This window comes from Gillisia sp. JM1 (assembly GCF_000424645.1).
In the GTDB taxonomy this organism is placed as follows: domain Bacteria; phylum Bacteroidota; class Bacteroidia; order Flavobacteriales; family Flavobacteriaceae; genus Gillisia.
Window position 1 is genome coordinate 2375730 of sequence record NZ_KE384218.1, and the last position, 26789, is coordinate 2402518.

The 26789-nt window shown below is 30.7% G+C and carries 26 protein-coding genes and 1 pseudogene; 24 read left to right on the plus strand and 3 right to left on the minus strand.

What is annotated here, in order from left to right; all coding sequences use genetic code 11:
• Window positions 1-677 precede the first annotated feature (677 nt).
• A complete protein-coding gene (locus H033_RS0114140) occupies window positions 678-1211 on the plus strand; it encodes a DUF6252 family protein (RefSeq protein WP_155827830.1) in 534 nt (177 codons plus the stop codon).
• 774 nt (window positions 1212-1985) lie between these two features.
• Here the strand turns inward: H033_RS0114140 and H033_RS0114145 are convergent.
• Window positions 1986-3101, minus strand: a complete 1116-nt coding sequence (locus tag H033_RS0114145; protein ID WP_026836489.1) for an ISAs1 family transposase — start codon at window positions 3099-3101, stop codon at window positions 1986-1988.
• A gap of 218 nt (window positions 3102-3319) precedes the next feature.
• Here H033_RS0114145 and H033_RS0114150 point away from each other — a divergent pair, with 218 nt between their 5' ends.
• The 22 genes from H033_RS0114150 (at window position 3320) to H033_RS21050 (ending at window position 24143) form a co-directional block, all read left to right on the plus strand.
• Window positions 3320-3790: a hypothetical protein gene (locus H033_RS0114150; protein WP_034886236.1), complete on the plus strand. Its 471-nt coding sequence runs from the start codon at window positions 3320-3322 to the stop codon at window positions 3788-3790.
• A 199-nt stretch (window positions 3791-3989) separates the two neighbouring features.
• Complete coding sequence (locus H033_RS0114155) at window positions 3990-4289, plus strand: nucleotidyltransferase family protein (protein WP_026838893.1); 300 nt, start codon at window positions 3990-3992, stop codon at window positions 4287-4289.
• Complete coding sequence (locus H033_RS0114160; protein WP_026838894.1) at window positions 4282-4638, plus strand: DUF86 domain-containing protein; 357 nt, start codon at window positions 4282-4284, stop codon at window positions 4636-4638. The genes H033_RS0114155 and H033_RS0114160 overlap by 8 nt, the downstream gene beginning before the upstream one ends.
• Before the next feature lie 150 nt (window positions 4639-4788).
• Window positions 4789-5622: a tetratricopeptide repeat protein gene (locus H033_RS0114165; protein ID WP_034886237.1), complete on the plus strand. Its 834-nt coding sequence runs from the start codon at window positions 4789-4791 to the stop codon at window positions 5620-5622.
• 784 nt (window positions 5623-6406) lie between these two features.
• Complete coding sequence (locus H033_RS0114170) at window positions 6407-6667, plus strand: hypothetical protein (RefSeq protein WP_026838896.1); 261 nt, start codon at window positions 6407-6409, stop codon at window positions 6665-6667.
• Entirely contained in the window at window positions 6664-6936 is a 273-nt protein-coding gene (locus H033_RS0114175; protein ID WP_026838897.1) for a hypothetical protein, read from the plus strand. Before H033_RS0114170 ends, H033_RS0114175 begins: the two co-directional genes overlap by 4 nt.
• 169 nt (window positions 6937-7105) lie before the next feature.
• Window positions 7106-8458, plus strand: a complete 1353-nt coding sequence (locus tag H033_RS0114180) for a HEPN domain-containing protein (RefSeq protein ID WP_026838898.1) — start codon at window positions 7106-7108, stop codon at window positions 8456-8458.
• 166 nt (window positions 8459-8624) lie between these two features.
• Window positions 8625-9065 (plus strand): hypothetical protein, encoded by a 441-nt coding sequence (locus tag H033_RS0114185; RefSeq protein WP_026838899.1) that lies wholly within the window; start codon window positions 8625-8627, stop codon window positions 9063-9065.
• A 186-nt stretch (window positions 9066-9251) separates the two neighbouring features.
• Window positions 9252-9428, plus strand: coding sequence for a hypothetical protein (locus H033_RS21660; protein ID WP_155827832.1), 177 nt, complete (start codon window positions 9252-9254; stop codon window positions 9426-9428).
• Window positions 9429-9951: 523 nt separating this feature from the next.
• A complete protein-coding gene (locus tag H033_RS0114195) occupies window positions 9952-10608 on the plus strand; it encodes a heavy metal-binding domain-containing protein (protein WP_026838900.1) in 657 nt (218 codons plus the stop codon).
• 177 nt (window positions 10609-10785) lie between these two features.
• Window positions 10786-11871 carry a serine hydrolase domain-containing protein gene (locus H033_RS0114200; protein WP_026838901.1) on the plus strand — a complete coding sequence of 362 codons (1086 nt, stop codon included), beginning with the start codon at window positions 10786-10788 and terminating at the stop codon, window positions 11869-11871.
• 226 nt (window positions 11872-12097) lie between these two features.
• Window positions 12098-12739, plus strand: a complete 642-nt coding sequence (locus H033_RS0114205; RefSeq protein ID WP_034886238.1) for a hypothetical protein — start codon at window positions 12098-12100, stop codon at window positions 12737-12739.
• Window positions 12740-13516: 777 nt separating this feature from the next.
• Window positions 13517-14251, plus strand: coding sequence for a hypothetical protein (locus H033_RS0114210; RefSeq protein WP_026838903.1), 735 nt, complete (start codon window positions 13517-13519; stop codon window positions 14249-14251).
• Between the two features lie 224 nt (window positions 14252-14475).
• Window positions 14476-14679 (plus strand): hypothetical protein, encoded by a 204-nt coding sequence (locus tag H033_RS0114215; protein WP_026838904.1) that lies wholly within the window; start codon window positions 14476-14478, stop codon window positions 14677-14679.
• 1 nt (window position 14680) lies between these two features.
• The gene (locus H033_RS0114220) at window positions 14681-15355 is read left to right on the plus strand and encodes a hypothetical protein (RefSeq protein WP_026838905.1); all 675 of its coding nucleotides are present in this window, start codon (window positions 14681-14683) and stop codon (window positions 15353-15355) included.
• A gap of 242 nt (window positions 15356-15597) precedes the next feature.
• Window positions 15598-15915: a hypothetical protein gene (locus H033_RS0114225; RefSeq protein WP_026836975.1), complete on the plus strand. Its 318-nt coding sequence runs from the start codon at window positions 15598-15600 to the stop codon at window positions 15913-15915.
• A gap of 174 nt (window positions 15916-16089) precedes the next feature.
• Window positions 16090-17934, plus strand: a complete 1845-nt coding sequence (locus H033_RS0114230; RefSeq protein WP_026838907.1) for a hypothetical protein — start codon at window positions 16090-16092, stop codon at window positions 17932-17934.
• A 181-nt stretch (window positions 17935-18115) separates the two neighbouring features.
• Window positions 18116-18979, plus strand: a complete 864-nt coding sequence (locus H033_RS0114235) for a GIY-YIG nuclease family protein (RefSeq protein ID WP_026837003.1) — start codon at window positions 18116-18118, stop codon at window positions 18977-18979.
• 265 nt (window positions 18980-19244) lie between these two features.
• Window positions 19245-19787 (plus strand): hypothetical protein, encoded by a 543-nt coding sequence (locus tag H033_RS0114240; protein ID WP_026837004.1) that lies wholly within the window; start codon window positions 19245-19247, stop codon window positions 19785-19787.
• Between the two features lie 1393 nt (window positions 19788-21180).
• Window positions 21181-21363: a hypothetical protein gene (locus tag H033_RS0114245; protein ID WP_026836970.1), complete on the plus strand. Its 183-nt coding sequence runs from the start codon at window positions 21181-21183 to the stop codon at window positions 21361-21363.
• Window positions 21364-21541: 178 nt separating this feature from the next.
• Window positions 21542-22099: a hypothetical protein gene (locus H033_RS0114250; protein WP_026836967.1), complete on the plus strand. Its 558-nt coding sequence runs from the start codon at window positions 21542-21544 to the stop codon at window positions 22097-22099.
• A gap of 892 nt (window positions 22100-22991) precedes the next feature.
• A complete protein-coding gene (locus H033_RS21050) occupies window positions 22992-24143 on the plus strand; it encodes a leucine-rich repeat domain-containing protein (RefSeq protein WP_051227749.1) in 1152 nt (383 codons plus the stop codon).
• A 128-nt stretch (window positions 24144-24271) separates the two neighbouring features.
• Here H033_RS21050 and H033_RS0114260 read toward each other — a convergent pair whose 3' ends face one another.
• Window positions 24272-25279: a type II toxin-antitoxin system antitoxin SocA domain-containing protein gene (locus H033_RS0114260; RefSeq protein WP_026836964.1), complete on the minus strand. Its 1008-nt coding sequence runs from the start codon at window positions 25277-25279 to the stop codon at window positions 24272-24274.
• 5 nt (window positions 25280-25284) lie between these two features.
• A complete protein-coding gene (locus H033_RS0114265; RefSeq protein ID WP_026836965.1) occupies window positions 25285-25638 on the minus strand; it encodes a type II toxin-antitoxin system MqsR family toxin in 354 nt (117 codons plus the stop codon).
• A gap of 927 nt (window positions 25639-26565) precedes the next feature.
• Here H033_RS0114265 and H033_RS22160 point away from each other — a divergent pair.
• Window positions 26566-26789: pseudogene (locus tag H033_RS22160) on the plus strand (hypothetical protein); the annotation flags it as partial.

Below are 26789 nucleotides of genomic sequence, written 5' to 3' on the forward strand. Positions count from 1 at the left end.
ACTAAATGCCGAATTTAGTAAATTGCGGAGTTGCTCACTAAATCGGAAATCAAAAAGTCAATTAAAATCAGAATATGAAAAACATCTTTATTTATTACCTGACAATTTTGATGCCTCTTGCAATTATAATCTGGTTGTATAATACAGACTCAATAAATTCGACGTATTTAATTGGAATATTCTTTTTCTATTTATTAATTTTTAGAACTTATGTAGATGGTAAAAGACTATCTGATAAAAATATAATTCCGAAAAAACATATTTGGAAAATGATAATTCCAGGAAAACACATTGAATATTTTACGGAACTATATCTGAAATAACTAAGACAGTAAAATATAGGTTAAGAAAACAACGAAATGCCAACATCGGTTAAGCGCAAATAGCGGGTATTCTGGTGAAAAGTGCTATTTTAGACATTAAGTAACAAACAACAAAGCTGACAAGTTTGCGTCACTACTCCACGCTACTTGCCTTAACCAAGACCGTTGTAAACAAGGGCTCCAAAAAAATCAAGTTTTAAAACATAATTAAATTTCAGATTTGAAAAATTTACTATTGGAAATTAAGATATAAATAATATCAAAATTTTCACATCATCAGAAATCAGATCAATGCTTAAAGATTAATAAAAATGCAAATCCTGAAAAGAATATTGCATAATATAAATTGATGCTATGAAAACATATATTTATTCGATTTTACTTTCTCTTCTTATGATAGTTACTTCTTGTTCCAAAGAAGATAATTGCGACAATCCAGTAGATTGTTTGCCGCCAGAAACACAATCTGGAGTAGGAACTTTTGGTTGCTTAGTTAATGGAGAAATATTTAAACCGGGAGGAAGCCAGTTTAGTGGTCCGACCCAACAAGCAAACTATAATATTGATTTAGAAGGAGAATTATTTTTTAGCCTTATTGCTATAAATAATAATTCAAATAAAGCTATTGGGATTAATATTTCTGGAATCGAGATTATTGAAGGAGATGCTTACGATTTAAGATATGATGAACAAAATTCTAAATTAGTTATATATGATTCAGGATCTAGCACGTATGAAACTGGTCGGGACTATTCTGGAGAAATTGAATTCACAAAATTTGATGATATAAATGGAATTATCTCAGGCAAATTCTGGTTCGATGCCATAAACGAAAAAGGAGAAATTGTAGAAATACGAGAAGGCCGATTTGATATGAAATATAATTAAAAACTTATGACAAAATTTTTGATAATCCATCTTAGTGGATTTTAAACTTTAAATACTATTTGTAACAGTCGCCCCAGTTCACAACATCGGTTAAGCGCAAATAGCGGGCAATTAAGTGAAAAGTTTTATTTTAGACACCAAGTAAAAAACAACAAAGCTGACAAGAAGCCGTCCCTACTCCACGCTACTTGCCTTAACCAAGACCGTTGCAAAGCATTACTCAGATTGACAATACGCAAAAAACTACTGTTGGAAATCTGAATATACAAACTAATCTCACGCAACTGTTGCGCTGACTTTTTCGAGATTTTTGATAAAACAAAACCACTCAACTCTGAGGTTTATGGTAAAAGTTTACAAACACGAAAAATGACAAAATTGGATGCCCTTAAAATCAGTACGTGGATTCTTACGAAAAATGAAAAGATTTGTATTAAGCCAATAATTATTTAAGTGATCATTTTTGAAATATTTACGGAAACTTTTACTCAAACGTGAAAAATGGATAAATTGATTGCCTACATAATTGTAACTTTAATTTTCTAAGAAAAATGACAAAAAAGATCAAGAAATAAAAACTAACACTCACTCGAACCTGAAAAATTGATATAAGATTTACAAAAGAATAAAATGAAATAAATGGTTCGCAACATAATAACATATTTGGAGGATCGTAACGCTATGCAACATCGTTTAACAGCAAATAGCGGGTAATTTGCTGAAAAGTATTATTTTAGAGACCAATTAACAAACAATAAAACCAGGGCAAACGCATTAAACTTTCATTAGATTCAGCACTTCTATCAGATAGTGGTTGTCCCATCCCGCTTTGAGCCTTCTGCTTTTAACGCCTATTTTGGATGATTTTTCATTTTTCAACAAATTCAATGCGATTTTATTGAGTATCGAGAAATTTTGAGTGGAGTTGCCTGTTCTTTTTCTAGAAGCATCTTCTGAAAAAGCAACATCTAAAGTCCAGTGCAACTTGTTTTCTATGGACCAATGGGAACGAATGGCCTTTTGGAAATCTTGGGAGCTGGCCTTTATACTTGAAATATAATATCTTATTGCATGTTGTGCAGGCTTTTCTGAGTTTTTAAACTCACGTTTGCTTTCTATTTTTATAACACTTGTCAGGTTTTCCCAGTTATTGGTCTTTTCAATAAACTGAAAGTTGTCGATCACACTGCATGTCCTGGTTTCTATCCTGCCATGGTCCAGTTCTTGGACAAGGTTTGATTCCATGGTTTTCCCAAATCTAAATTCATCTTCAATATGCTCCAGCAACTGAGGTTGATTGTCTTTTACGGCCAAGATATAGTCTGCATTTTTATTGACGATGGCCTTGGCTATTTCTGTCTGACATCCCATGGCATCAATGGTTACAATGGTGTTTTCTATGGACAAGGCCTTTAATAATTCTGGAATGGCAGTAATCTCATTTGACTTCTCAGAAACCTTGACTTGTCCCAAGACCAAATTATTGTCGTTTGCCCAAGCACTGACCATGTGCACCGGGGATTTTTTACCGCCAGCTTTGGCACCCCTGATTGTTTTGCCATCTATGGCAATGATTTCCCTGGGCTGGAGTTGTGCAAGATCACTGACCCATTGTATAAAGCACTTTTCAAATTGATCACTGTCAATATTGGAAAAAACGCGATTAAATGTGTCGTGCGAAGGGATGCCATTGGGCAGATCAAGGAAGCTGCGAAGGAATTCTTCTTTTGAGTTGGCATAGTTTTCCATTTCGTTCCATGAATCTGCCCCACAGATTACTGAAATGATCCCGATGAGAAGGATGCTTTCCAAATCATAAAGTTGCTTGTGGGAACGTCTAAAGTCGGGTATTTGACCAAATATGGTCTTTAGTTTTTGGGCGGTTTTCAAATGTGTAAAATATTTATTATCAGTATAATATACAATATTTTAAACTGAAAACAGCAAATATTCTGCTGGTTTTTTAAGTGATTGGCACTCTTTTTTACCCAATTAACTTAAACTTTTTTTAATGCGTTTGCCCTGACAATAAAACCGACAAATTCGCGTCCTTACTCCACGCCACTTGCGTTAAACAAGACCGTTGTGCGCAAGCAAAAAAAACAAAAATGATGATTAAAAAGCTCTTCTTAATTATAATTTTGGGTATTTCAAATATTTCATTAGCACAAAATTCAAATTTCATTATACAAGTGAACAATGAAATAATCACAGATGGAATAATTGGTTTAAAGTTGATTTATAATGTCGACAATAAAAAAGAATCTTCAACTGATCTAAAATATGTTCCTGGGAATTTGATTTTAAACAAAAAATTATGGTCTAAAATAAATTCTGATTCTACTAATGAAATTATTTTGTCTTTTAATTATCAAACATTCAAAAAAAATAAGAATGAGATAACCAATTTCCAGCTGTCACTTTCAAAAAATGATTTTAAGAGAGATTATGTAATAATTGACATTTATGATTTTAGAAATAGAAAATATAAAAAATGGTATCAGAATTACACCGACAAAAATTACCTAGTGAATAAAGTTTTTCCGGGAAGTGGAATTTATCCTAGGTATGTTGATTAAAGCCTGCGCACAACATCGGTTAAGCGCAAATAGCGGGCATTTGAATAAAAAGTAATATTTTAGAGACCAAGAACCAAACAACTAAGCCGACAAGAACGTGTCCCTACTCCACGCTACTTGCCTTAACCAAGACCGTTAGCTTTTATTAAATTCGAACTAAGAACAAATGTGCTAAAGAATTTTTAGTTAAATTTGAAATATGAAATTAATTGAGAATCATATTGAAAAATTGCACCGACTTTGTAACACATACCATGTGGACAAAATGTATCTTTTTGGTTCGGCTCTGAATTCCAACTTTTCAGAGAAAAGTGATATTGATTTCTTAGTTAAATTTAAACCTTTTGACATAGCAGAATACTTCGATAATTATATGAATTTCAAAGAGAATTTAAAGAATTTACTAGGAAGAGATATAGATCTGCTAGAAGAACAAACTTTAAAAAATCCGATTTTGATTAATTCTATTAATAAAACGAAAGAATTAATTTATGGATGAAAGAATTCTAAAATGGTTATTTGATGTCAAAATAGCCATAGCTGAAATCGACAGTTATTTTGAGAATTCAGAAATGGACTTTTTCAAGTATCGAGAAAACTTGATGCTAAAAAGAGCGGTTGAGCGAGATTTAGAAATTATCGGAGAAGCTATAAATCGGATAATAAAAAAGGATTCAAGTTTCGAAAATAAAATTACAAATACAAAATCTATTATCGGACTTCGCAATCAAGTGATTCATGCATATGATAGTATTTCAGATGAAAATATTTGGTCTATTTTGATTATTCACTTACCAAAACTAAAAAGTGAAATCGAGATGCTTACTGATCAACACAACAAAAGCTAACATCGGTTAAGCGCAAATAGCGGGCAATTGAGTGAAAAGTATTATTTTAGACATCAAGTAACAAACAACTAAGCCGACAAGAACGTGTCCCTACTCCACGCCACTTGCCTTAACCAAGACCGTTGTGCAACATTCACAAAAATTGAAAATATGAACAAAATACTTCTGATTTTATTTTTTATTACAGTTTCTGCTTGTGTAAACAAAGCAGAAACTTCGAAAAACCTAGCAGTTAATACCGAAAATAATCTGAAAATTGGCAAAGAAGAACAGGAAGATATTATCGACAAATATCTAAAAAATGGTGCTTGGAAACACGAATCTTATTCAAGAGAATATCAGGAAGAAATAAATAAAGGACTTGCTAAAGATTCAACCATTGCTTATTTATGGCAACAAAAGGCAATGCCGTTGTTTAAGCAAGGAAAATATGAAATTGGAATGGAATTTATTGATAAAGCCGTAAAATACGATAGAAGAAAATGGCAAGAATATCGGGCATTTATGAAATGTATATTTGCAAAAGATTATCGTGATGCAATAGCCGATTTTCAAGATTATAAAAAAAAATATGGATACGGTTATGTAATGGATCATTCATACGATTTTTATATCGGACTTTCCTATCTACAACTGAATGAATTCAAAAAAGCTGAAGATATTTTCCAAAAAGATTATGACCGCACATTGAATGAAAAAGATAAAGATTGGCTTCATCACTTAGATTTATTTTATTATGGGATAAGTAGGTATGAACAAAAAGATTATGAAGGTGCAATTGAAATGTTCGATAAGGCTTTAATAATTTATCCTCAATTTTCAGATGTTTTGTGTTACAAAGCAGAATCATTAAGACGTCTTGGAAAAGTAAAAGAAGGAGACGAATTAACTAAAGACTGTAAATTATTTGCAGAAAAAGGTTTTACGATAAATGAAGACAATGTGAAATATGAAAAATATCCTTATCAGATTAGATGGTACTAAAACGTTGCACAACATCGTTTAACAGCAAATAGCGTGTATTCTGGTGAAAAGTGTTATTCTAGAGACCAAGTAAAAAACAACAAAACCGACAAGAACGCGTCCTTACTCCACGCTACTTGCGTTAAACAAGACCGTTGTAAACAAGGGCTCTAAAAAAAAGTAAGAACAAAATTCAGGTCTTAATTGAAAGCCAATCTTTCGGAACTGTTGCGCTGAATTTATAAGATTGAAAAATGCTTAAAATGAAGTTCGTTGACTTTTACTCGAACCTAAAAGATTTGAGTGATTATTCTGAATTTTACTCAGGATTGTTAGCTACAAAAAATTGAATGATTTTTAAATTTAAATCGCTGAATTTACTCGGGCGTGAAAAAGTCGTATAAAAATGAGAATTAAAGAACAAAAATAATTTAAAAGCTTTTCGCTGACTTTTGCTCGAAGCGAAGATTTGAGTTATTATTCTGACTTTTACTCAGGAATGTGAGCAATAAAAAATTAAATGATTTTAAAACTAGAAATCTGACCTTAATCTGACGTGAAAAGTGACAAAACCAATGAGGATTAAAATGATGATATTTTTAATCAGAACGCTAAAAAAAGTTCTTACTCGGGTAATCGCCCCAGTTCACAACATCGGTTAAGCGCAAATAGCTGGCATTTGCTTAAAAAGTGATATTTTAGACACCAAGTATCAAACAACAAAGCCGACAAGAACGTGTCCCTACTCCACGCTACTTGCCTTAACCAAGACCGTTGGCGTGCATGCACATACATTTAGATAAAAATGGAAAGTGAAATAAAAATAGCATATTACAGAAAAACCGATTGGAAAAAACTTTTAAAGTCAATAGATGATCCAGAAAGTATGCATGAAAATTGGAATGATTGGCATAAATCCTTTTTAAAAACTAAAAAAGAACTCAAAACTTTCGGATTTAAGATTAAAGAAATGACAATTGACATAAATGACTTAAATGAATATTGCAAAAAAAGAAATATTCAGAATACAGGCCAAGCACGATCTCAATATACATCACAGCTATGAATGACAGAAAAGTGAATGAAGTAAAAAAAATACTCGTGGATTGGAATCCATTGGGTGACAAATCAATCGATATAAAGGATCTCAATAATTACGAAACAGAGGCGAACGATATATTATTTTATATTGAAAACAATTCTCAATCTGATAAAAAAGGAAGTTTAGAAAAACGAATTGAGAAAATTATAAAGGAGGTCTTAAATGAAGCATTTGACCTATATCTTACAAATGAAGATTGTCATGAACCAGCACTTAAAATAGCTAAAGTATAGTATTCGTATTATTAAGCACGACACGCCAACATCGGTTAAGCGCAAATAGGGGGCATTTGAACTAAAAGTTATATTTTAGAGACCAAGAAACAATCAACAAAGCCGACAAATTTGCGTCCCTACTCACGCTACTTGCCTTAACCAAGACCGTTGGTTGCAATACCTCACTATGATAACTACTAAAACATACAAAGGAAAATTTAAAACTCCAGATTCAGATGAATGGTTTAATGGAACATTAAGTTATGATCCTGAAAGAGGTTCTGAATTAGAAATTTTTGGCAGCTTTAATCCCTTCCTTTTCGATCGATCAACTAAGCCCATAATTATGGGACATACTTCAGAGGGTAAAGTTACATTAATTGACAATTGGTATAAAAAAACAAAGACTACTCGAGACAATGTAGTTATTGGAACTTATCATCCTAATATAATTCTGGAAGGTCATAATTTTAAAAAAATTGATGATATAAAATTTGATAAAGTTATTTTTCAAGTTTTCAATCTTTTTGAATGGATTGGGAAAACAGGTCAGAAATCTGATTTTAAATATGACAATTCTGACGAATATTATATCTCTTACAAGGCTATAGAAGAGATTAATTTTTCTTTAAACAAGCAAATAGATGGAAGTATAACTTTTGATGGTCCTGTTAGTTTAGGAGGAAAAGCAAATAGAATGGAGCTACACGAAGAAGCTTATGTTACATTGAAATACCAAAAAAGTAAGAAGCTAGAACTTATTATCAAAGATATTACAACTTTTATAGACTCTATTACAATCTTTACCAACGAACAAAGCTATCCAACTAAAATCACATTGAAGGATAGCTCCCTTAAGAGAGAGAAATCAAGGATAAACGAAGAGAAATTAATACATTGTAATTATCAAAATAGCTTCTACAATTCTCAGCATAAAACTAGACATATAGGTGAGTTCATAGTCGATTTTGATGATATAGAATCTGATTTTCCAGTTTTGATTTCTAAATGGTTCGAACTTTATGAAAATTTAGATTCAGTTCTTTTATTATTCTTAAAACATTTCAAAGATAAATATAGATTTTCGTCTGATAAGTTTATGGATACTATTCGTGCAGTTGAAAATTTTCATCGAATAAAATTTAATAATGAAAGAATAACTCAAGAGAGATTTGATAAATTAGTATCTAAAATCATTAATCAAGTTAATTTAGATTCAAAAGATTCCGAATGGTTGACTGGAAGATTACAAGGTAATGAACCAACTTTAAAAAATAGATTAAAAGAACTTATCGAAGTAAGTGAATCCAAAACTATTAAAGATAGAGCAGGCAAAATTAAAAAGTTCTGCTGGGAAGTTACCTCCTCTAGAAATTACTATACTCATTATGACCGAAAACTAAAAGAAACCGCCAAAAAAGGATCGGAACTTTATGAATTAACTAGAACACTAAGAGCTATATTGACCTTATACATATTGAAAGAAATAGGGATAAATTATAAAGATTTTAGTAATAATTTAAAATATCATTTCGGTTAAAGTACTGCAACCAACATCGGTTAAGCGCAAATAGCGGGCAATTATGTGAAAAGTGCTATTTTAGACACCAAGTAAAAACCAACAAAGCCGACAAAAACGTGTCCTTACTCCACGCTACTTGCCTTAACCAAGACCGTTGGCAACAAGCTAAAAAAAACCGAACTAAATGAAAAACTTTATTACTCTGATTTTATTTTTTTTATTAATATTTTCTTGCGCTCAAAATACAAATCCGATTAAAAACGGAACATTTGAATTGTATGAAAACGACGAATTGATTGGTAAAATTTATAGATTGAATAATTTTCAAATTGAAACTTATGAGAATGTAGATGACCATATCGCCAGAATAGATTATAAAACTGACTCAACTTACTTAATACGAGGAATTGAAAAAGTACAAGTTGGAGTTGATTCTATAGTTTTTTTAAACAAATACAAAATGATTAAAAAAAATGAATTTCAAATTACAGCTGAACCTTATAATGTGAATTTAGATTATAAATACAAAGCAGTTCTCAAAAAGATAAGTGACGATGTGGATGAAAAATATTCTGACACGTTAAAGTATCTTAATCGGAATTATAAAATCACAGAGGAAAAGTAATAAGCGGAGAAAGCCAGTTGCCAACATCGTTTAACAGCAAATAGCGGGCATTCTGCTGAAAAATGTTATTTTAGAGATCAATTAACAAACAACAAAGCCGACAAGTCCGCGTCCCTATTCCACGCCACTTGCGTTAAACAAGACCGTTGTAAACAAGGGCTCCAAAAAAACAAAACAAAACAAACTATGAAAATAAATAAAACCGGATTTATTATTCTTAATATTATATTATTTGCATCAATAATTGTTGGATATTATGAGCTGATTGAAATTAAAACTCTCGTTGCTGTTTTTATTACACCTGCATTTATAATTTCTGCATCACTACAATACGGACAAAAGAAACGAAAAACAGAAAAATAAAAGCGGGGTGATTTTAATTATTATCTGATTTCAAAATGACAAAAAATATTTGATTAAGGAAACGTTATGCTAACCATTACTCGCGTATGAAAAAGTAAATTGAAAAGTAGAAATAAAGAACAAATAGATTAGATAATTTCACCGACTTTAACTCGGAGGTAAAAAAGTAAAAAAACGGACATTTAGACAATTATTCCGACTTTTACTCAAGTATGAAAAATGGATAATTTGAATGCTTTTAATTTAGAAGATTGACTTTGACTCGGACGTGAAAAATGACAAAAATGAGTGGTATTAAAACATAAAAATCTGATCAAATTGTAAAAAAAAGTTCTCACTCGGGTAGTCGCCCCAGTTCACAACATCGGTTAAGCGCAAATAGCGGGCATTCTAATTAAAAGTCTTATTTTAGAGACCAAGAAACAAAACAACTAAGCCGACAAGAACGCGTCCCTACTCCACGCCACTTGCCTTAGAACCAAGACCGTTGTGCAGCATTAAAACCAACTCGAAATTTGATAAAATGAGCGAAATTATACAATGTCCTAACTGCAATGAATACTTAAAAGGCGGATTCATGTCAAATTCGAAACTCTTAAGTGATAATAAAACAAAAATCATTAATGAATATCATGATAAGCAGACGGATTCATATTGTAATAAATGTGGAAAAGATCTTTATGAAAAATACAAGAAGCAAATGCAATTAGAGAAGAAACAACTTACAGAAAAAATTGGAAATTTAATTTCTAATATTCCTGTAATTTCAACTCATTCTCCATTAAATTGGGATTATAATATATTAGAAATGGTAACGGGACAATCAACTACGGGAACTGGTGTGATTTCTGAATTTACTTCTTCATTTACAGATTTAATTGGAGCGCAATCTGGACGTCACAATCAAAAATTAAAAGCTGGCGAAGATTTGTGTTTTACACAATTAAGAAAGCAAGCTTTAGATAAGGGTGGCAATGCAATTTTGGCTACCGATATTGATTATTCAGAATTAGGAGCTGGAAAAGGAATGATAATGGTCTGCATGGCCGGTACAGCTATAAAATTAAATAATACTTCTGTACTTGGATCAGATAAGGAGCAAAAGATTAATGAACTAGTTAATTTGAACGATAGACTCAGAGAATTAGACCTATATTCTATTGACAATTTGTTAATTTAATTCAAACTAACGCAGCACAACATCGGTTAAGCGCAAATAGCGGGCAATTAATTGAAAAATGTTGTTTTAGAAACCAAGTAACAAACAACTAAACCGACAAGTTCGCGTCCTTACTCCACGCTACTTGCCTTAACCAAGACCGTTGTACACTATTTTTCAACAAAAAATTGATTTTAAATGAGAGATAAAATTAAGATTACATTGATAATGATATTACTTGTGTTTTCCGGTTATTCACAATCGACAAACTCCCAAATAGAAAAATATTTAGATCAAATAGATAATGAAGATTTTTCAGGAACAATATTAGTTGCTCATAATAATGAGATACTTCAAGAGAGATCTTACGGATATTCTAGCATAGAATATGAGATTAAGAATAAAATTGATACTAAGTTCAATATTGCTTCTATCACCAAAATGTTTACAGCCGTTGCGACATTACAATTGTATGAACAGGGGAAATTAGAATTGAAAAAACCAATTGGAAACTATTTACCAGATTATCCAATCAAACTTGTAAGAGACTCAGTAACTGTTCATCAATTATTGACACACACTTCTGGACTAAATAATTTTTATATTAACGATTGGGAAAAAATAAAGAATTTAGATTATAAAGAAATTTCGGGTTTCCTGCCCTTATTTGTAAATGATACTTTGTTATCGAAACCAGGAACTAAATATGATTATAGCGGATCTGGGTTCGTAGTACTTGGATTGATTATCGAAAAAATATCAGGAGATAGCTATTACAATTATGTGAAAAAGCATATTCTCAATCCATCTCAAATGTTTGAAACAACAGAATTAGAAATTGATTCTATAGTTAAAAATAAAGCTAGTGGTTATACCTCAATGTTCGGAGAAAATAAAATTCTAAAGAAAAATGACTATTACTTAACTAAGGCTTCGCCAGCAGGATTTTATTATTCTACAGTGAAGGATTTATTTAATTTTTCTAAAGCCTTGAGAAATTTTAAATTATTGGAGAAAGAAACAACTGAATTGATGTTTGAGCCAAAAATAAAAGGTTACAATACGCAGCTAGGCTATGGAATTGATGTAGATAACAGATATAATCAAACTATTTTAGGTCATAGTGGTGGATGGTACGGAATACATTGTGAATTGATGAACTTTATGGAAGATAACTATACTGTAATCATATTGTCTAATATCGATGATGGTGGAGATAATGGAGCTTCGAAAGTAGCGGACAAATTCAAAAATTTACTTGCTGACAAAACATTGGAAAAATAGAAAGATTTGAAGTATTCAAAATTGATTTTTGATTTGTTTTCATAATTGGCTATTAGTATAAAAACAGTGTACAACATCGTTTAACAGCAAATAGCGGGCATTCTGCTGAAAAGTGTTATTTTAGAGACCAATTAACAAACAACAAAGTCGACAAGTTTGCGTCCTTACTCCACGCCACTTGCGTTAAACAAGACCGTTGCCTATAATTTTAAAAGATCGAAATTCAATGAAAATAAGTCTAATAATTGGCATTCTTTTTTGTTCGACTTTATTCGCATGCGGTAATAATAATGATGACAAATTTATATTTTTCCTTCACAATCGATTTTTAGAAGAACACGATTTAAGTCAATTACATCCAGAATATGGAAGAACTGAATATTTAGAAATAATAAACGAATTTAAAAAAAGTGGATTTGAGGTTATTAGTGAAAAAAGAAACGGAAATGCTAGTGCTAGGGAATACGCTGGCCGACTTGTAATACAAATTGACAGCTTAATAAAAATCGGAACAGAACCGAAAAATATAACTATAGTTGGAACATCAAAAGGCGGATATATTGCCCAATATGTTTCAACTTTAGCGAATAATCCTGATCTGAATTTTGTATTTATAGCAAGTTTTAGAAATGAGGATATTTTGAACATTCCTGAAATTAACTATTGCGGAAATATTCTAACGATATATGAGAAATCCGATCCATTTGGTGTTTCAGCAAAAGTGCGAGTAGAAAATTCAACATGTGACATTAAACATTTTAAGGAAATTGAACTGAACACTGGGATGAATCACGGATTTTTATTTAAACCACTAAAAGAGTGGATTGAACCGACAATAAATTGGGCTAACGGAAATTATAATCCGTAAAGAAAACTATAGGCAACATCGGTTAAGCGCAAATAGCGGGTATTTGATTAAAAAGTGATATTTTAGAGACCAAGAAACAAACAACAAAGCCGACAAGAACGTGTCCCTACTCCACGCTACTTGCCTTAACCAAGACCGTTGCAAACCATTGTTCAGAATGAAAAACGCAAAAAAATAACGGCAAATCTGAATGAAGAAAAACCAATCTCTCGCAACTGTTGCGCTGCCTTTTTCAAGATTCTAGTAAAAAACAAAAACCACTCAACTCTGACTTTATTGACAATAATTTTTAAAAGATAAAAATGTGATAAATGAATTCCCTGCCGATCAGTGCGCTGACCTTTACTCGGACGTGAAAAAGGGATAATTTGAATGCCTTTAGATTTATAATTCTGACTTTCACTCAAACGTGAAAAATGAAAAAAATAATTAAGAACCAATAAATTCTAAACTGATTCTTACTCGAATGTGGAAAGTTAATTTGAGATTCAGAAAAGAACAAAAAGAACAAAAAAAGATTGACAAGAAAACAACAACATTTGAACATCACAACGGTATGCAACATCGTTTAACAGCAAATAGCGGGCATTCTAGTGAAAAGTGTTATTTTAGAGACCAATTAACAATCAACAAAACCGACAAGTTCGCGTCCTTACACCACGCCACTTGCGTTAAACAAGACCGTTGCCTGCAATAATTCACAAAATTCATCTATAAATGCACTTCACTCACATTAAATTAAAACCAACACAAAGATTTGATATAAACTTTGACCCTATGGGTATTAACAATAATGTTGATATACCAGCAGAGAGTTTAGAAATGGTGAAAAAATACAAAAAATCAAAAAAACTCTTAGAAGATTACAACAAAGATTTATCAATTGTATTTGATGATGAAATGATATTTGGATTTGACTATTTACACAATGGACAAAAATATATAATTCCTGAAATTAATCCGACAACAATTTTCTATTCAAATGCTGTAATGTCTCATAAAAGATTAATTTCTTTTAGAGAAGATCTTTTTAAAAATTCACCGACTTTAAAAGATTTTCAAAAACCAATAAATCCAAATCATTTTGGTGATTTTTTTAAACTTGCATCCAATTGTATTATTAATTTACAGTCATCATTAGAAAGTTTAGCAAATAGATTGATTCCAGAAGATCAAGAATATAAAGACAAGAACGGTGATGAATTTGAACCTTCCGTTTTCCATAAATTAAATTCTACGTTACCAATAATTAAAAACAAAACATTTAATACAAAGCATAATAAGGATAACCAATTAATTAGAAAATTAATAGAATTACGAAATGAAATTATTCATTTAAAACCCGTTGAAAAAGACACAAACACTCAGTATAAAATAATTTACCGAAAATTATTAAAGTTTGATTATACAAAAGCAATAATATCAGTAAGAAAATTGGTAAATTTTTATGAACCGAATTTGATAGAAGAATGTGAATGTGGTAAGGAATTGTATTATGATATTTTTGAATGATAATACGAATTAATTTACAAAATTACTGCAGGCAACATCGGTTAAGCCCAAATAGCGGGTCTTTCAACAAAAAGTAATATTTTAGTGACCAAGAAACAATTAACAAAGCCGACAAGAACGTGTCCCTACTCCACGCCACTTGGCTTAACCAAGACCGTTACCTGCAATGCCCCGAAAAAAAACATATATTCGTTAAAAATTATACTAACCAAATCAAAATAATTATGGGAACTTCCGTATGGAAATTAAATGCAATAAAAAGAAATGGCAGACTTGAAAAAGGTATGTCAGTAGAAATTTTTCAAACTAACAGTGTTAATAAACCACCACAGAAGCTTATTGCAGAAAAGATAAATGAAAAATACAATACTAAAATTGATGCAGGAAGTTGCGGATATACAAATTTTGAAATCTCTAAATTAAGTTAATATGGTTTATTCTGAACACTGTAATTTTGAATCTGATATTTTTTTTAAAACCTTGGAAACAGAGGGTCTGAAATATTATCCCTGGATTGGAACAGAATTTAATTCTTCTGACAATAAAACTCTAATAGTTGGTGAAAGTGTATATAATTGGGAAAAAGAAGAAGATAAAAGAAAGGAAGCATTTAATGCTCTTGACAAATTTGACTTTTCTAGAGTTGTAGCTTATGATCATGGAATTGATAATATTATACCACAAAGATATTTCGCTAGAAATATTGAAAAATTAATTAAAGGGAGAAAATTATCTGATAAAAATGAACATATTAACTTTTGGGAGAATATCGCTTTCCACGAATTAGTTCAAAGGCCAATGAAAACTATAGATGAAAGACCAACCAAAGCTGATTATGAACTTGGAGCTAAACTGTTAAATAAAATTATTGAAAAATTAGAGATTGAAACTTGTATATTTCTTGGTACTGATTGGAATAAATTTGCATCTGTAGAGAAAGAAATGATAAATTCAGAAAGCTTGCATTTTCCTGAAAAAATCAATAATACTCATCCCAAAGTAATTAAGTTAAATAACAAGTATAGTTCAAAAATATATTTTGTCAAACATCCTAGCAAGTTCTTTAGTTCTGATAAATGGAATAAATTTATATTAGAGAATTAGTAAGCACTGCAGGTAACATCGGTTAAGCGCAAATAGCGGGCATGCTGATGAAAAGTGTTATTTTAGAGAACAAGAAACAAACAACTAAGCCGACAAGAACGTGTCCTTACTCCACGCTACTTGCCTTAACCAAGACCGTTGTGTGCAATTAAAAAAAAATCGATTTGAAAAAACAATCAATTTATCTATTATTTCTAATATCAATAGTGCTGAATTCATGTTCAAAATCAGTGCCCATAAACTTGAAATTTATTAACAGTTCAGATTATGATATCCAGGAATTAATATTTACGAGTGGAAATTCTAAACATGATACCATCGCCATATTAGCGAATAATTCATCTCCTATCTATGAGTTGAATTTTAAAAAAGTTTGGCAAGAATATGTGTCAGAACCTTTTATTATTTTTCAAGTTAAAGCGCAATTAGACAACCAGAAAAATCTAAATTTTAATACTGCTGGAATAAGTCGATCTGATTTAAAACAAGAGAACTTAAACGAAATATTAATTTCATTTGATTCAATAAATAAAAGATTTAACTTTAAATTAAAGAACTAAAACTGCACACAACATCGGTTAAGAGCAAATAGCGGGCATTCTGATGAAAAGTGTTATTTTAGAGACCAAGAAGCAAACAACAAAGCCGACAAGTTCGCGTCCTTACTCCACGCCACTTGCCTTAACCAAGACCGTTAGGCACAAGCAATAAACAACCGACAAAAGAACATAATTATGAAATTAGAGAAAATTTTGGATAAGCTAGGATCACTAGAAAAGAACTCATTTATAAAGATAATTGACAATATAATCTCCAAAAACCCTAAAAACGGGAAAGAAATAGAAAAACTATTGAGTTCTTCAGACAAAGGTCTTAAGTCGGTTGATAACCAGAATATTTCAACAATCTTCAATTTAACTTCTGATGAATTTAGGAAATATATTGAATGTGAGTTTCAGGAAATCACTTCCCAATTAGATATTCTTATTGATATAATTATAAGAGACGGAAATTGTATAATGAAGCAAGATTGGTTTTCAAGATTGTATGATACAGAAATAAAGAATCTTAAAAATAAAATAAAAGCACTAAATGCAGATTTTGAAAATGACAAATCTGAATTAAGTGATAAAAGAAAAAGAGACTATAAAATATATAAAGCTTGTCTTCACACAGCTTATTATAATGATGTTGAGAACAACCGAGATTCTAAAGTTAGCTCAGATGAGCTATCTATAATCCTTACTCTTTCAAAACAACTTGGTCTATCCCAAGAAGAAATAAAACTAATTAATTATTCAATTTTACCAATCAAAAAAATTGAAATTCAAGAAGTAATTAAAGGACTCAAAAATATTGGTGTTATTTTCTATTCTAGTAAAGAAAATACTATTTATGTTGCAGATGAAATGGTAAGAGTTCTAAGAAAAATTCGCCAAAAAGAAGTTGCAGAAAAATTCTACAGGAGAACTTTAAAACTTTTGAGAGAACCAATCATCAACCAAATTGCAAAAGACCATAATATTGACCGCAAACTTGACTATTCTCAAAAAATAGAAGGAATAATTAAAGAAGGAGTATCATTTACAAATCTTATGCTTACAGGCATTTATAAGACTGGAAGCACATTGACCGAAAGTAAGAAGACGCTAAATGAACTGTGTGAAAAAGGTCTTGAAATTAAAAATTTGAGAGGGAGCACCTTGGATGAAAAAATCAATAGTTTAATTGAACATTTTGATTCTGTTGAGAAAGACGAAAAAGTCGGAATTTCATTAGATGGGTTTGATAAGTTATTAACTGAATTGAATCAATCATTACCCAAGCTAAATAAAGAGATAAAAGATCAATTCGAATTACAAGATGAATATGTTCTTAAAGCTGAATTTTTACTTGCTTATAATATCAAACCAAGAGACATCTTGGATTTAATAACGAAATCAGATTTAACCTTTTTCATTAAAGAAAATGGAATTCGACAAAGAGGAGAAAATATTCTAAATATTTTAGAACATTACAAGGATGTAGAAAATTTATATTTAGAAAACTACATGAATGTTGGATATCGAAATCTTAACTTATTAAAAGAAAACGGAATTACTGTTAAGGAAAGTGAACTTGGTATAAAATTCGAGGAATTAACGAAGGTAATTTTCAACGGACTTGGTTTTGATGTTGATGAGAAGTTTAAAAATCAACTGAATACAAACAAGGATATGATCGATATTCTTTTAAACTTAGGAAATAATGAAGTTATCATTGTGGAATGCAAAACCAGTAAAGAACGTGGGTATAACAAATTTAGTACGGTATCTCGCCAATTAAAATCATATCAAAACTTGGCTCTAAAAAATGATTTGAGAATTGTAAAAATTTTACTTGTAGCTCCTGAATTTAGTGATGATTTTGTTACCGATTGTGAAATGGATACGGAAATGAATTTATCTCTTGTGACTGCTCTGACTTTATCAAATATTTTTGAAGCTTTCAAAATATCCAAATATCAAGAGTTCCCTCATGTTTTATTTAGAGATATTTTAATAAACGAAGAACGGATTTTAAAAGCATTGAGTAAATAGTAGTAGTGCCTGTGCCTAACATCGGTTAAGCGCAAATAGCGGGCAATTGAGTAAAAAGTTATATTTTAGAGACCAAGAAACAAACAACAAAGCCGACAAGTTCGCGTCCCTACTCCACGCTACTTGCCTTAACCAAGACCGTTGTGCAGCATTTAACACAAAATCCAACTAAAAAACATTAATGAGAAATTTTGGTAAAACTATAAAAATCTTCTTAATAGACGGAGAACCTAATGGAAGAATGACATGCGAATTATCAAATTGGACAGGGAAAGCATTGAAAATCCCTCGAAATAAAATAAAAGATTCTTATGACAGACCAGAATTAGAAAATACCGGAATCTATATTTTATTAGGAAAATCTCACAAATCTGAGAATAAAGAATTAGCTTATATTGGTGAAGCTGAGGGGATTTATAAAAGATTAAATCAACATTTATCAGCTAAAGATTTCTGGAATGAAGCTTTAGTGTTTGTAAGTAAAGATGAAAACTTAAATAAAGCACACATCAAATATTTGGAAAGTAGATTACATGAAATTGCGATAAAAGTCAATAGATATGATTTAGAAAACGGTAATATTCCACCGAGATCAACAATTTCAGAATCCGACCAAGCAGAGATGGAAACATTCCTTGATAACATAAAACTTCTAGTGAATGCTTTAGGATTTAAAATATTCGAAGAATTAAGAAAAGATCAGACTTTAGAAGAACAGATCAAAAATACTTTTTATATAAATTCCGCCAGAGGAGCAGATGCGAAAGGACAAATGACAAACGAAGGATTCGTAGTTTTACAAAATTCAGAAATTGCAACTTCACTGACTAGCTCTTTTCCTAAAAACTGGATTAATAAAAGACAAAGTTTAATTGACGATAATATCATAACTCCGTTGAATAACAAACTCGTTTTCAAAGAAGATTATTTGTTTTCTAGTCCATCTGCAGCAGCTGCAGTTGTAATGGGAAGAAGTGCGAACGGTTTAACCGAGTGGAAACTAAATGATGGACAAATATTGAAAGAGGTAGAATCAGAGAATTAAACGCAGCACAACATCGGTTAAGCGCAAATAGCGGGCATTCTGATGAAAAGTGTTATTTTAGAGACCAATTAAAAACCAACTAAGCCGACAAGTTCGCGCCCTTACTCCACGCTACTTGGCTTAACCAAGACCGTTGGCTGTAATCCAAAAAAAACGATCTTGTTAAAAAAAGAAAAAATAATTAAGGAAGTTGAGAGTTTCAATATGAAATTAAACTTTGTCAGCAATATAAAAATAACTAATTTAATTCCATAAACACCATCTTATGAAATTCATAAAAATTTTATTTATTGTTTCGACAGGTATCCTTTTCCATTCTTGTAGTGTAGAAGACGATCTTCCTACAAGTGGCGAAAATTCTTTTTTTGCCCGTTTGAATGGGGAAAAATATATTCCTAAAAATATTCATCGTTTTCCTTCTGGTACCCAATACGGTCTAAAGGCACGTAAAAGAGATGGTGCTTGGTATATAGATGTCGACAATAGAACCGATAAAAGTATTTACATTTTAATTGATGACGTTGAGCAACCAGGAAATTATTTAATTCAAAATGTAGATCTAGAATATCCGAACCAAATCCCTAGAGTAAGACCTACATCTGTAATTATTGGTAACCCTGGTTTAATATTCTACCTTACAAAAGAAGAAGTAAGTCCTCAATTTATAAAAATAACAGAAGTGCAGGATAGCCTAATAATTGGAGAATTTCAAAAAATTACTCTTACTGATCCTGAGAACCCCAATAAAAAGACATTTCTTACAGAGGGTAGATTTAATATAAATCTAACCACACTCAATAAGGACTGATCAAGCAAATCACTTAAAAACAAAATCAGGAAGTTTAAGCACAATAAATGTCCAAGTGCTGATACCGATGAATGAAAATAAACTCGGTTGAAAGGACTACAGCCAACATCGGTTAAGCGCAAATAGCGGGTATTCCAGTAAAAAGTGATATTTTAGAGACCAAGAACCAAACAACTAAGCCGACAACAACGTGTCCTAACTCCACGCTACTTGCCTTAACCAAGACCGTTGCAAATCAGTTTTCAGAAAGAAAAAACTCAAAAAAATCTGAATATAAAAAACTCATCTCTCGCAACTGTTGCGCTGACTTTTTTAAGATTTTAGTAAAAAACATAAACTGCTCAACTCTGAGGTTTATTTGAAAAATTTACAAAGATGAAAAATGTGAAAATTAGATGATCTTAAAATCAGTACGTGGATTCTAAATAAAATTTGAATTTAAAAGAAAAAGTAATAATTGATGATTTTTAAAATCACTAAGCTGACTTTTACTCGGACCTGTAAAAGCTAAAAATAGATGCATTCTGCTTATTATCCTGACTTTTACTCAAGCACGAAAATGAATAAATTGGATGCCTTTCGATTTATAACTCTGACTTTCACTCTAAAATGAAAATTGACAAAAACAATTAAAAACCAAAAAATCAAAAAACTGATTCTTACTCCTACGTGAAAAATAAAATTATAATTCAGGAAAGAAGAAAAATAAAAAAAAGGCAGACAACAAAACAACATAATTGTAGTAAAAACCGCTATGCAACATCGGTTAAGCGCAAATAGCGGGTAATTAAACTAAAAGTTCTATTTTAGAGACCAAGAAACAAACAACTAAGCCGACAAGTTTGCGTCCTTACTCCACGCCACTTGCCTTAACCAAGACCGTTGTGCAACATATTAAAAAAAAATGATAACTTGGACAAAATAATTTGAATACAATAGATTGATAAAGTATTTAAAATATCTACTTTCTTTACTTCTGATTTTCGGTCTGACGGTTAACGAGTGTTCTACATATTCGGGAATAAGTTCTTCAAAATATATTCAAGTCTCATACATTGATAGTAGAAAAGAATTTAGACAAAAGCACTCGGAATTGTTTGTGTATACTGGAAAAGTTCTTTCTGAAAGTATATTTTCAATTCTATTAATTACATATCACAATTTAAGAAAGGCTTATAGTACTAAAACTCTAATTATTTTAAAATTACGTATTGGGCTTTACCAAAAAATAACTTCTATAATTGCCCATCGCGTATTTTTAAAAAAAATAAATACATCTAACATCCAATATTCAAGTTTATACATAGCATAGAAAAGCTCTCTTTTCTATGAGAATATGCACGTTGCTGCATAAAATGATATAATAAATGTCTAATCATTTATCATTACTAAAATGTATAAACAAAAGAATAAAATTTATTTAGAAAAATCTAAGCATTTTGCTCATTGGATAAAAAGAAAATTCATTTTAATCATTACAGCTGTTATGCTTGGAATGTCCAATGCAATGTATGACGAAGATAAAATGATTAATGGAAACCAAACACATACTGAACAAGAACATAAAAAAGATTAATGTAAATACTAAAAAAAAATACGTTGCACAACATCGGTTAAGCGCAAATAGCGGGTATTCCAATGAAAAGTGATATTTTAGACATCAAGTAACAAACAACAAAGCCGACAGGTTCGCGTCCCTACTCCACGCCACTTGCCTTAACCAAGACCGTTATGTTTAATTTTTCAAAGAAAAAATGATTATTAAGCCAAATGCATCTGAGAATGAAAAAACGTCTCCATTTTATATTGCGAATGAGAAATTTTGTCGAGAATTTGAAAATTTTATTTCTGAGAAAAACGGAAAAGTAAATGGAAATTATAACGCTTGGTCGTATACAATATTCGGCAAAATAAATAATCCAAAAAATTGGATCTTGAAATATAAGAAAGCAACTTATTCCGGTGGAAATTTACTTTTTACTTCTAAATATCAAAATCTTCTTACTCTTGCGGAATGGACAACAAATAGAATTTCTCATAATTCTGGATTTTTGATAAGAAAAAAGACCAGGACTGACTTTTTCCTATTTATGTTTTCAAAATCATTACAGAGATTAAAAGTTTCTGATCATTATATTTTGATATCTAAGACAAACAATTCCGAGCTAATCACTGAACTGATAAAAAAATTGACTCCTCTATTTAAATCTGGAGAAGTTTATAAAATTGAAAATAAAAACGATAAATTAACAATTGAACTTAGAACTGAAAAACATCATTTTGATCTATTCAATTCAATATCCGAACTATAAAAACTAAACATAACATCGGTTAAGCGCAAATAGCGGGCAATCGAGTAAAAAGTTATATTTTAGACACCAAGTAACAAACAACTAAGCCGACAAGAAAGCGTCCCTACTCCACGCTACTTGCCTTAACCAAGACCCTTACCTACTATAGCTCCACCGTCAAAAACTAAGAATATTTCAAAGAAAATAATTCCAGCTGACTCTCACTCGAACGGAATTAAATGAAAAATATCTTAAAGAACAAAAGCTATAAATGAGCAATTCAGAAATGAGAATAATTCGTTCTGATTCTTACTCGAACGGAATTAAATGAAAAATAGAAGTAAAGAACTAAAATAAAAATTTAAGAAATTAGAAAAGAAAATATCTCTCTAAAAATCTTACTCGAACGGAATTAGATGAAAATAAATCTAAAGAATAAATTCAGAAAATACTTACTCTCAATCAAATACAAAAGTTCTACTGAAAATTTTAGCAATAAAGAGAGGAATGCGGAATCGTTCGTTCTTACTCAAATCTGGTCGCTACAGTAGGTAACATCGGTTAAGCGCAAATAGCGGGTATTCGAACAAAAAGTTATATTTTAGACACCAAGAAACAATCAACAAAGCCGACAAGTTCGCGTCCTTATTCCACGCTACTTGCCTTAACCAAGACCGTTGGCAAAAATAAGTAAGAAAAATCCCGAGTGGTCGAACCGGCTCGGGATAGAATAACTAGTTATTTATTCGTGAGGATGCCGAAGCAAAAAAGTCTCCTGACCCATCTCGGTTGACTTCATCTTGAGAGCCACCCGAGTCATTAGCCTTTAGTTAATTTATTATTCCCTATACCTCCTAAGGGAATAGCAAACTTAACATTTAATTATTAAATTCGACCACTGAAAAATACACAAATGACTATTCCCAATAAAAACATTTCAAAACTAGATTTATCAAACAAAAACCTAGGAACAATTCCTAAAGAAATATTTGATCTGAAAAATCTTAGAAAATTAAATTTGAGCGGAAATAATATTAAAACGATTCCTAAGGAAATTGAAGAATTACAATTACTTGAAAATCTCGATATTTCCAATAATCGAATTTCTGATTTTTACGCGAAGCTTTGTCAGTTGTCATCTTTAAAAAAACTAAACTTAAATAATAATTCAATTCGCAGAATTCCTAAGCAAATTGGAAACCTGAAAAGTTTAAATACTTTATCAATTGCAAACAATAGAATCCATAAATTACCTAATGAATTTTCAGCTCTAGAGAAATTAACAAAACTAAATATTGCTAAAAATCCAATAGAGGCATTTCCTGAAGAAATTTTGAAAATTAAAACATTAAAACAATTATGGCTCAACAATTTAGATTTTAAGGACTTTCCTATTCAAGATATTTTAAAAAACTTAAACAGCTTAAATTCTATTTATTTCTATGGACAATTAGAAAGCAGGAATTCGATTGACAAAAATTATAAATATTTAAGCACCATTAAAGGAAATGCAATGGCATCCTTATTACGGTTAAAAAGCCAAATGGAAAGAATAGAAATTAAAAATAATGATTTTAAAAAATTAGAACCTAGAAAACAGAATAAAATTTTTATAAGCTATTCTCATCAAGATCCTCAATGGTTAAAAAAGGTGTTAACTAATTTAAAAGTTCTACAATTTGACCTGAATGAACCATTTGAAATTTGGGAGGACACACGTATCAAATCTGGAGAGAAATGGAAAGAAGAAATAAAAAATGCTTTAGATGATTGCTCGATAGCAATTTTAATAATATCTACAGATTTTTTAGCCTCAGAATTTATTCAAAATAACGAGTTACCAGTTCTCCTAGAAAATGCTCAGGAAAAAGGAACTAAAATTATACCATTGATTGTTGGACATAGTAGATTTGCAAAGAACGAAAATTTATCTCAATTTCAGGCAGCTAATGACCCTACCAAGCCTCTGAATTCATTGACAAATACTGAGATTGAAAAGATTCTTGTGAAATTAACAGATGATATTGAGAGCTATCTGGAACTTACTTTAGCCAACATCGGTTAAGCGCAAATAGCGGGTATTTCAGTAAAAAGTAATATTTTAGAGACCAAGAAACAAATAAATAAGCCGACAATAAGCCGTCCCTACTCCACGCCACTTGCCTTAACCAAGACCGTTAGGCATAATTATTTTTAAATATTTTTCAGTTCAAAACTATAATTATAATCTATTAAATTTTTAGAATCTTTATTTTCTAACCAAGCTTCCTCTTCGTGACTCATTTCCATTATTTGAGTAGCTTTCAAAGATTTAAATTTATTAAACACATGCTTTATAGATTCTAACTCAATTTCTGTAAACAAATCGAAATCAAAAGACTTCTTAGTTGGATAGAATGTTTCTCCTACGTATCCATAACCGTATTCCTCGGAAACAATTTTCACGAAATCCTTATGTGTTAAATAATCAAAAATACCATAATACCGATCTGGAACTGGGCCGTATTGTATAGCTACATATCTAGTGCCAGATATTGAAAAACCACACTTTTTAAAATTCAAGAAATCTGAATAAAACAACAATTTATTCATCATTGTTTTAGATGGTTTCAGTTTTTCAGTAAAATAAACTATCATTTCTGAGAGCTTATTCATATTAGGTTTTATATAGCCAGAAAAATTATCAGGTAAAAGATTGTGATTAAATAAGTTTTTTACAAATTCAGCATCACTATATGATCTTTTTTCCTCTTCTAAAAGATTATCAATTTTTAAAAAAATCTTTTCCTTTTCATCTAATGAGATTTCATCATTTGATTTAACTAAATTTTTGAACTGATTAACATCATTAATAACAAGTTTAATTAAATTTCCATTTGCCAAACTTGGAACTTCACCTTTCTCGTAATTACGAAAACTGTTAGCCCCAAAACCTAATATTTGAGACATTTTAGATGCTGGAATATCTAATTTCTCTCTAAAATATTTGATCTCGTCTAGGAATGGCAAATTATGCTTATCGCGATACTGATTATAAACTTGATTAATATTTAATTCATCTAATTCCGTAGTGGAAAAGTTCTCCCCACTATCCTCACATAAATAATTAAAATGTAAGTAATTAAACTCTTCTTTTCTGAATGTGATTATTTCTTCCTTTTTCTGTAAAGACATTTCCTTGCCTGTAATTGGACTTTTCATGATAATCAATTTTTAAATGGAAAATTCATTGGATGCTCTGCTTTATGAAATGAAATACAAATAGCTTTATTTGTATCTTCGATTATAGTAAGCTTTATGTATATTTCAACACCTTTTACTATTTTACCAAAAACCCACATATTCTCTCCATTGAACTGAGTTTCCGATAATGGTCCTTTGCAATAATCGATTAATTCGAGTTCAAGAATTACTTCTTTCCTACGATTTGCAGTGATTCCTAAACTAACTAAATCTTTTATACTGTTTTTTGGTCTAGAATCTAGAATAAATACATCCCAAATTTTTATTATCTGTTTTAACCTTTTAAGGAATAAATCTACCTCTCTTTTTTCTATCATTAACAGAAATAATTTGTACAAATATATAAAATTTCAACTTTAAAGTGTTATTTTTGACGAAATAAGTACTTAATTTTAACTTTAAAATAACTAAGCCTAACATCGGTTAAGCGCAAATAGCGGGTATTGTGGTGAAAAGTGTTATTTTAGAGACCAATTAAAAATCAACTAAGCCGACAAGTTCGTGTCCCTACTCCACGCCACTTGCCTTAACCAAGACCGTTGCCATTCATTGCAGAGCACACTAGAAATCAAAATTTAGAAAAATAATATGGGATCATTTTATAACAAAGACACTAAGAAAATAACTGGAATAGCCTTAGCTATCATACTTTTCGTATTATTGATATTAAAGTTTGTAATTGGATAAAATCAATATAACTGAATTCAAGAAAGACTTTAAAATTGATTGGAAAGTTGAAATAATTCGGTTGCGGAAATTCTAACTCAAACGAAATTTAAAAAGATGATTGAAAAAAATTTACCGATAATAATTCTTGTTGCTAGTTTTATACTGATAATTATTGATATGCTGACAACTGAAAATATTAGTGATGGATTTTGGATTCGCAGTTCGTCCAACATCTTATTGATTTTAGCTATGACCTTAACTATAAAAGATAGAAGGAAGAGTAAAGAACAATGAACCTGAATATCAATAGTTGAACTTATCTATTGATTTAATTACTCTAACGGACTTTATCAAGTTTATGAAATTGATTCAAAATAAAATTCTATAAAATTTAAAATTAGCTGAGAACAAAAGCAACGAAAAGGCAACATCGGTTAAGTGCAAATAGCGGGTATTCGAGTGAAAATAGTTATTTTAGAAACCAAGAAACATACAACTAAGCCGACAAAGACGCGTCCTAACTCCACGCTACTTGCCTTAATCAAGACCGTTATGTTTAATTTTTCAAAGAAAAAATGATTATTAAGCCAAATGCATCTGAGAATGAAAAAACGTCTCCATTTTATATTGCGAATGAGAAATTTTGTCGAGAATTTGAAAATTTTATTTCTGAGAAAAACGGAAAAGTAAATGGAAATTATAACGCTTGGTCGTATACAATATTCGGCAAAATAAATAATCCAAAAAATTGGATCTTGAAATATAAGAAAGCAACTTATTCCGGTGGAAATTTACTTTT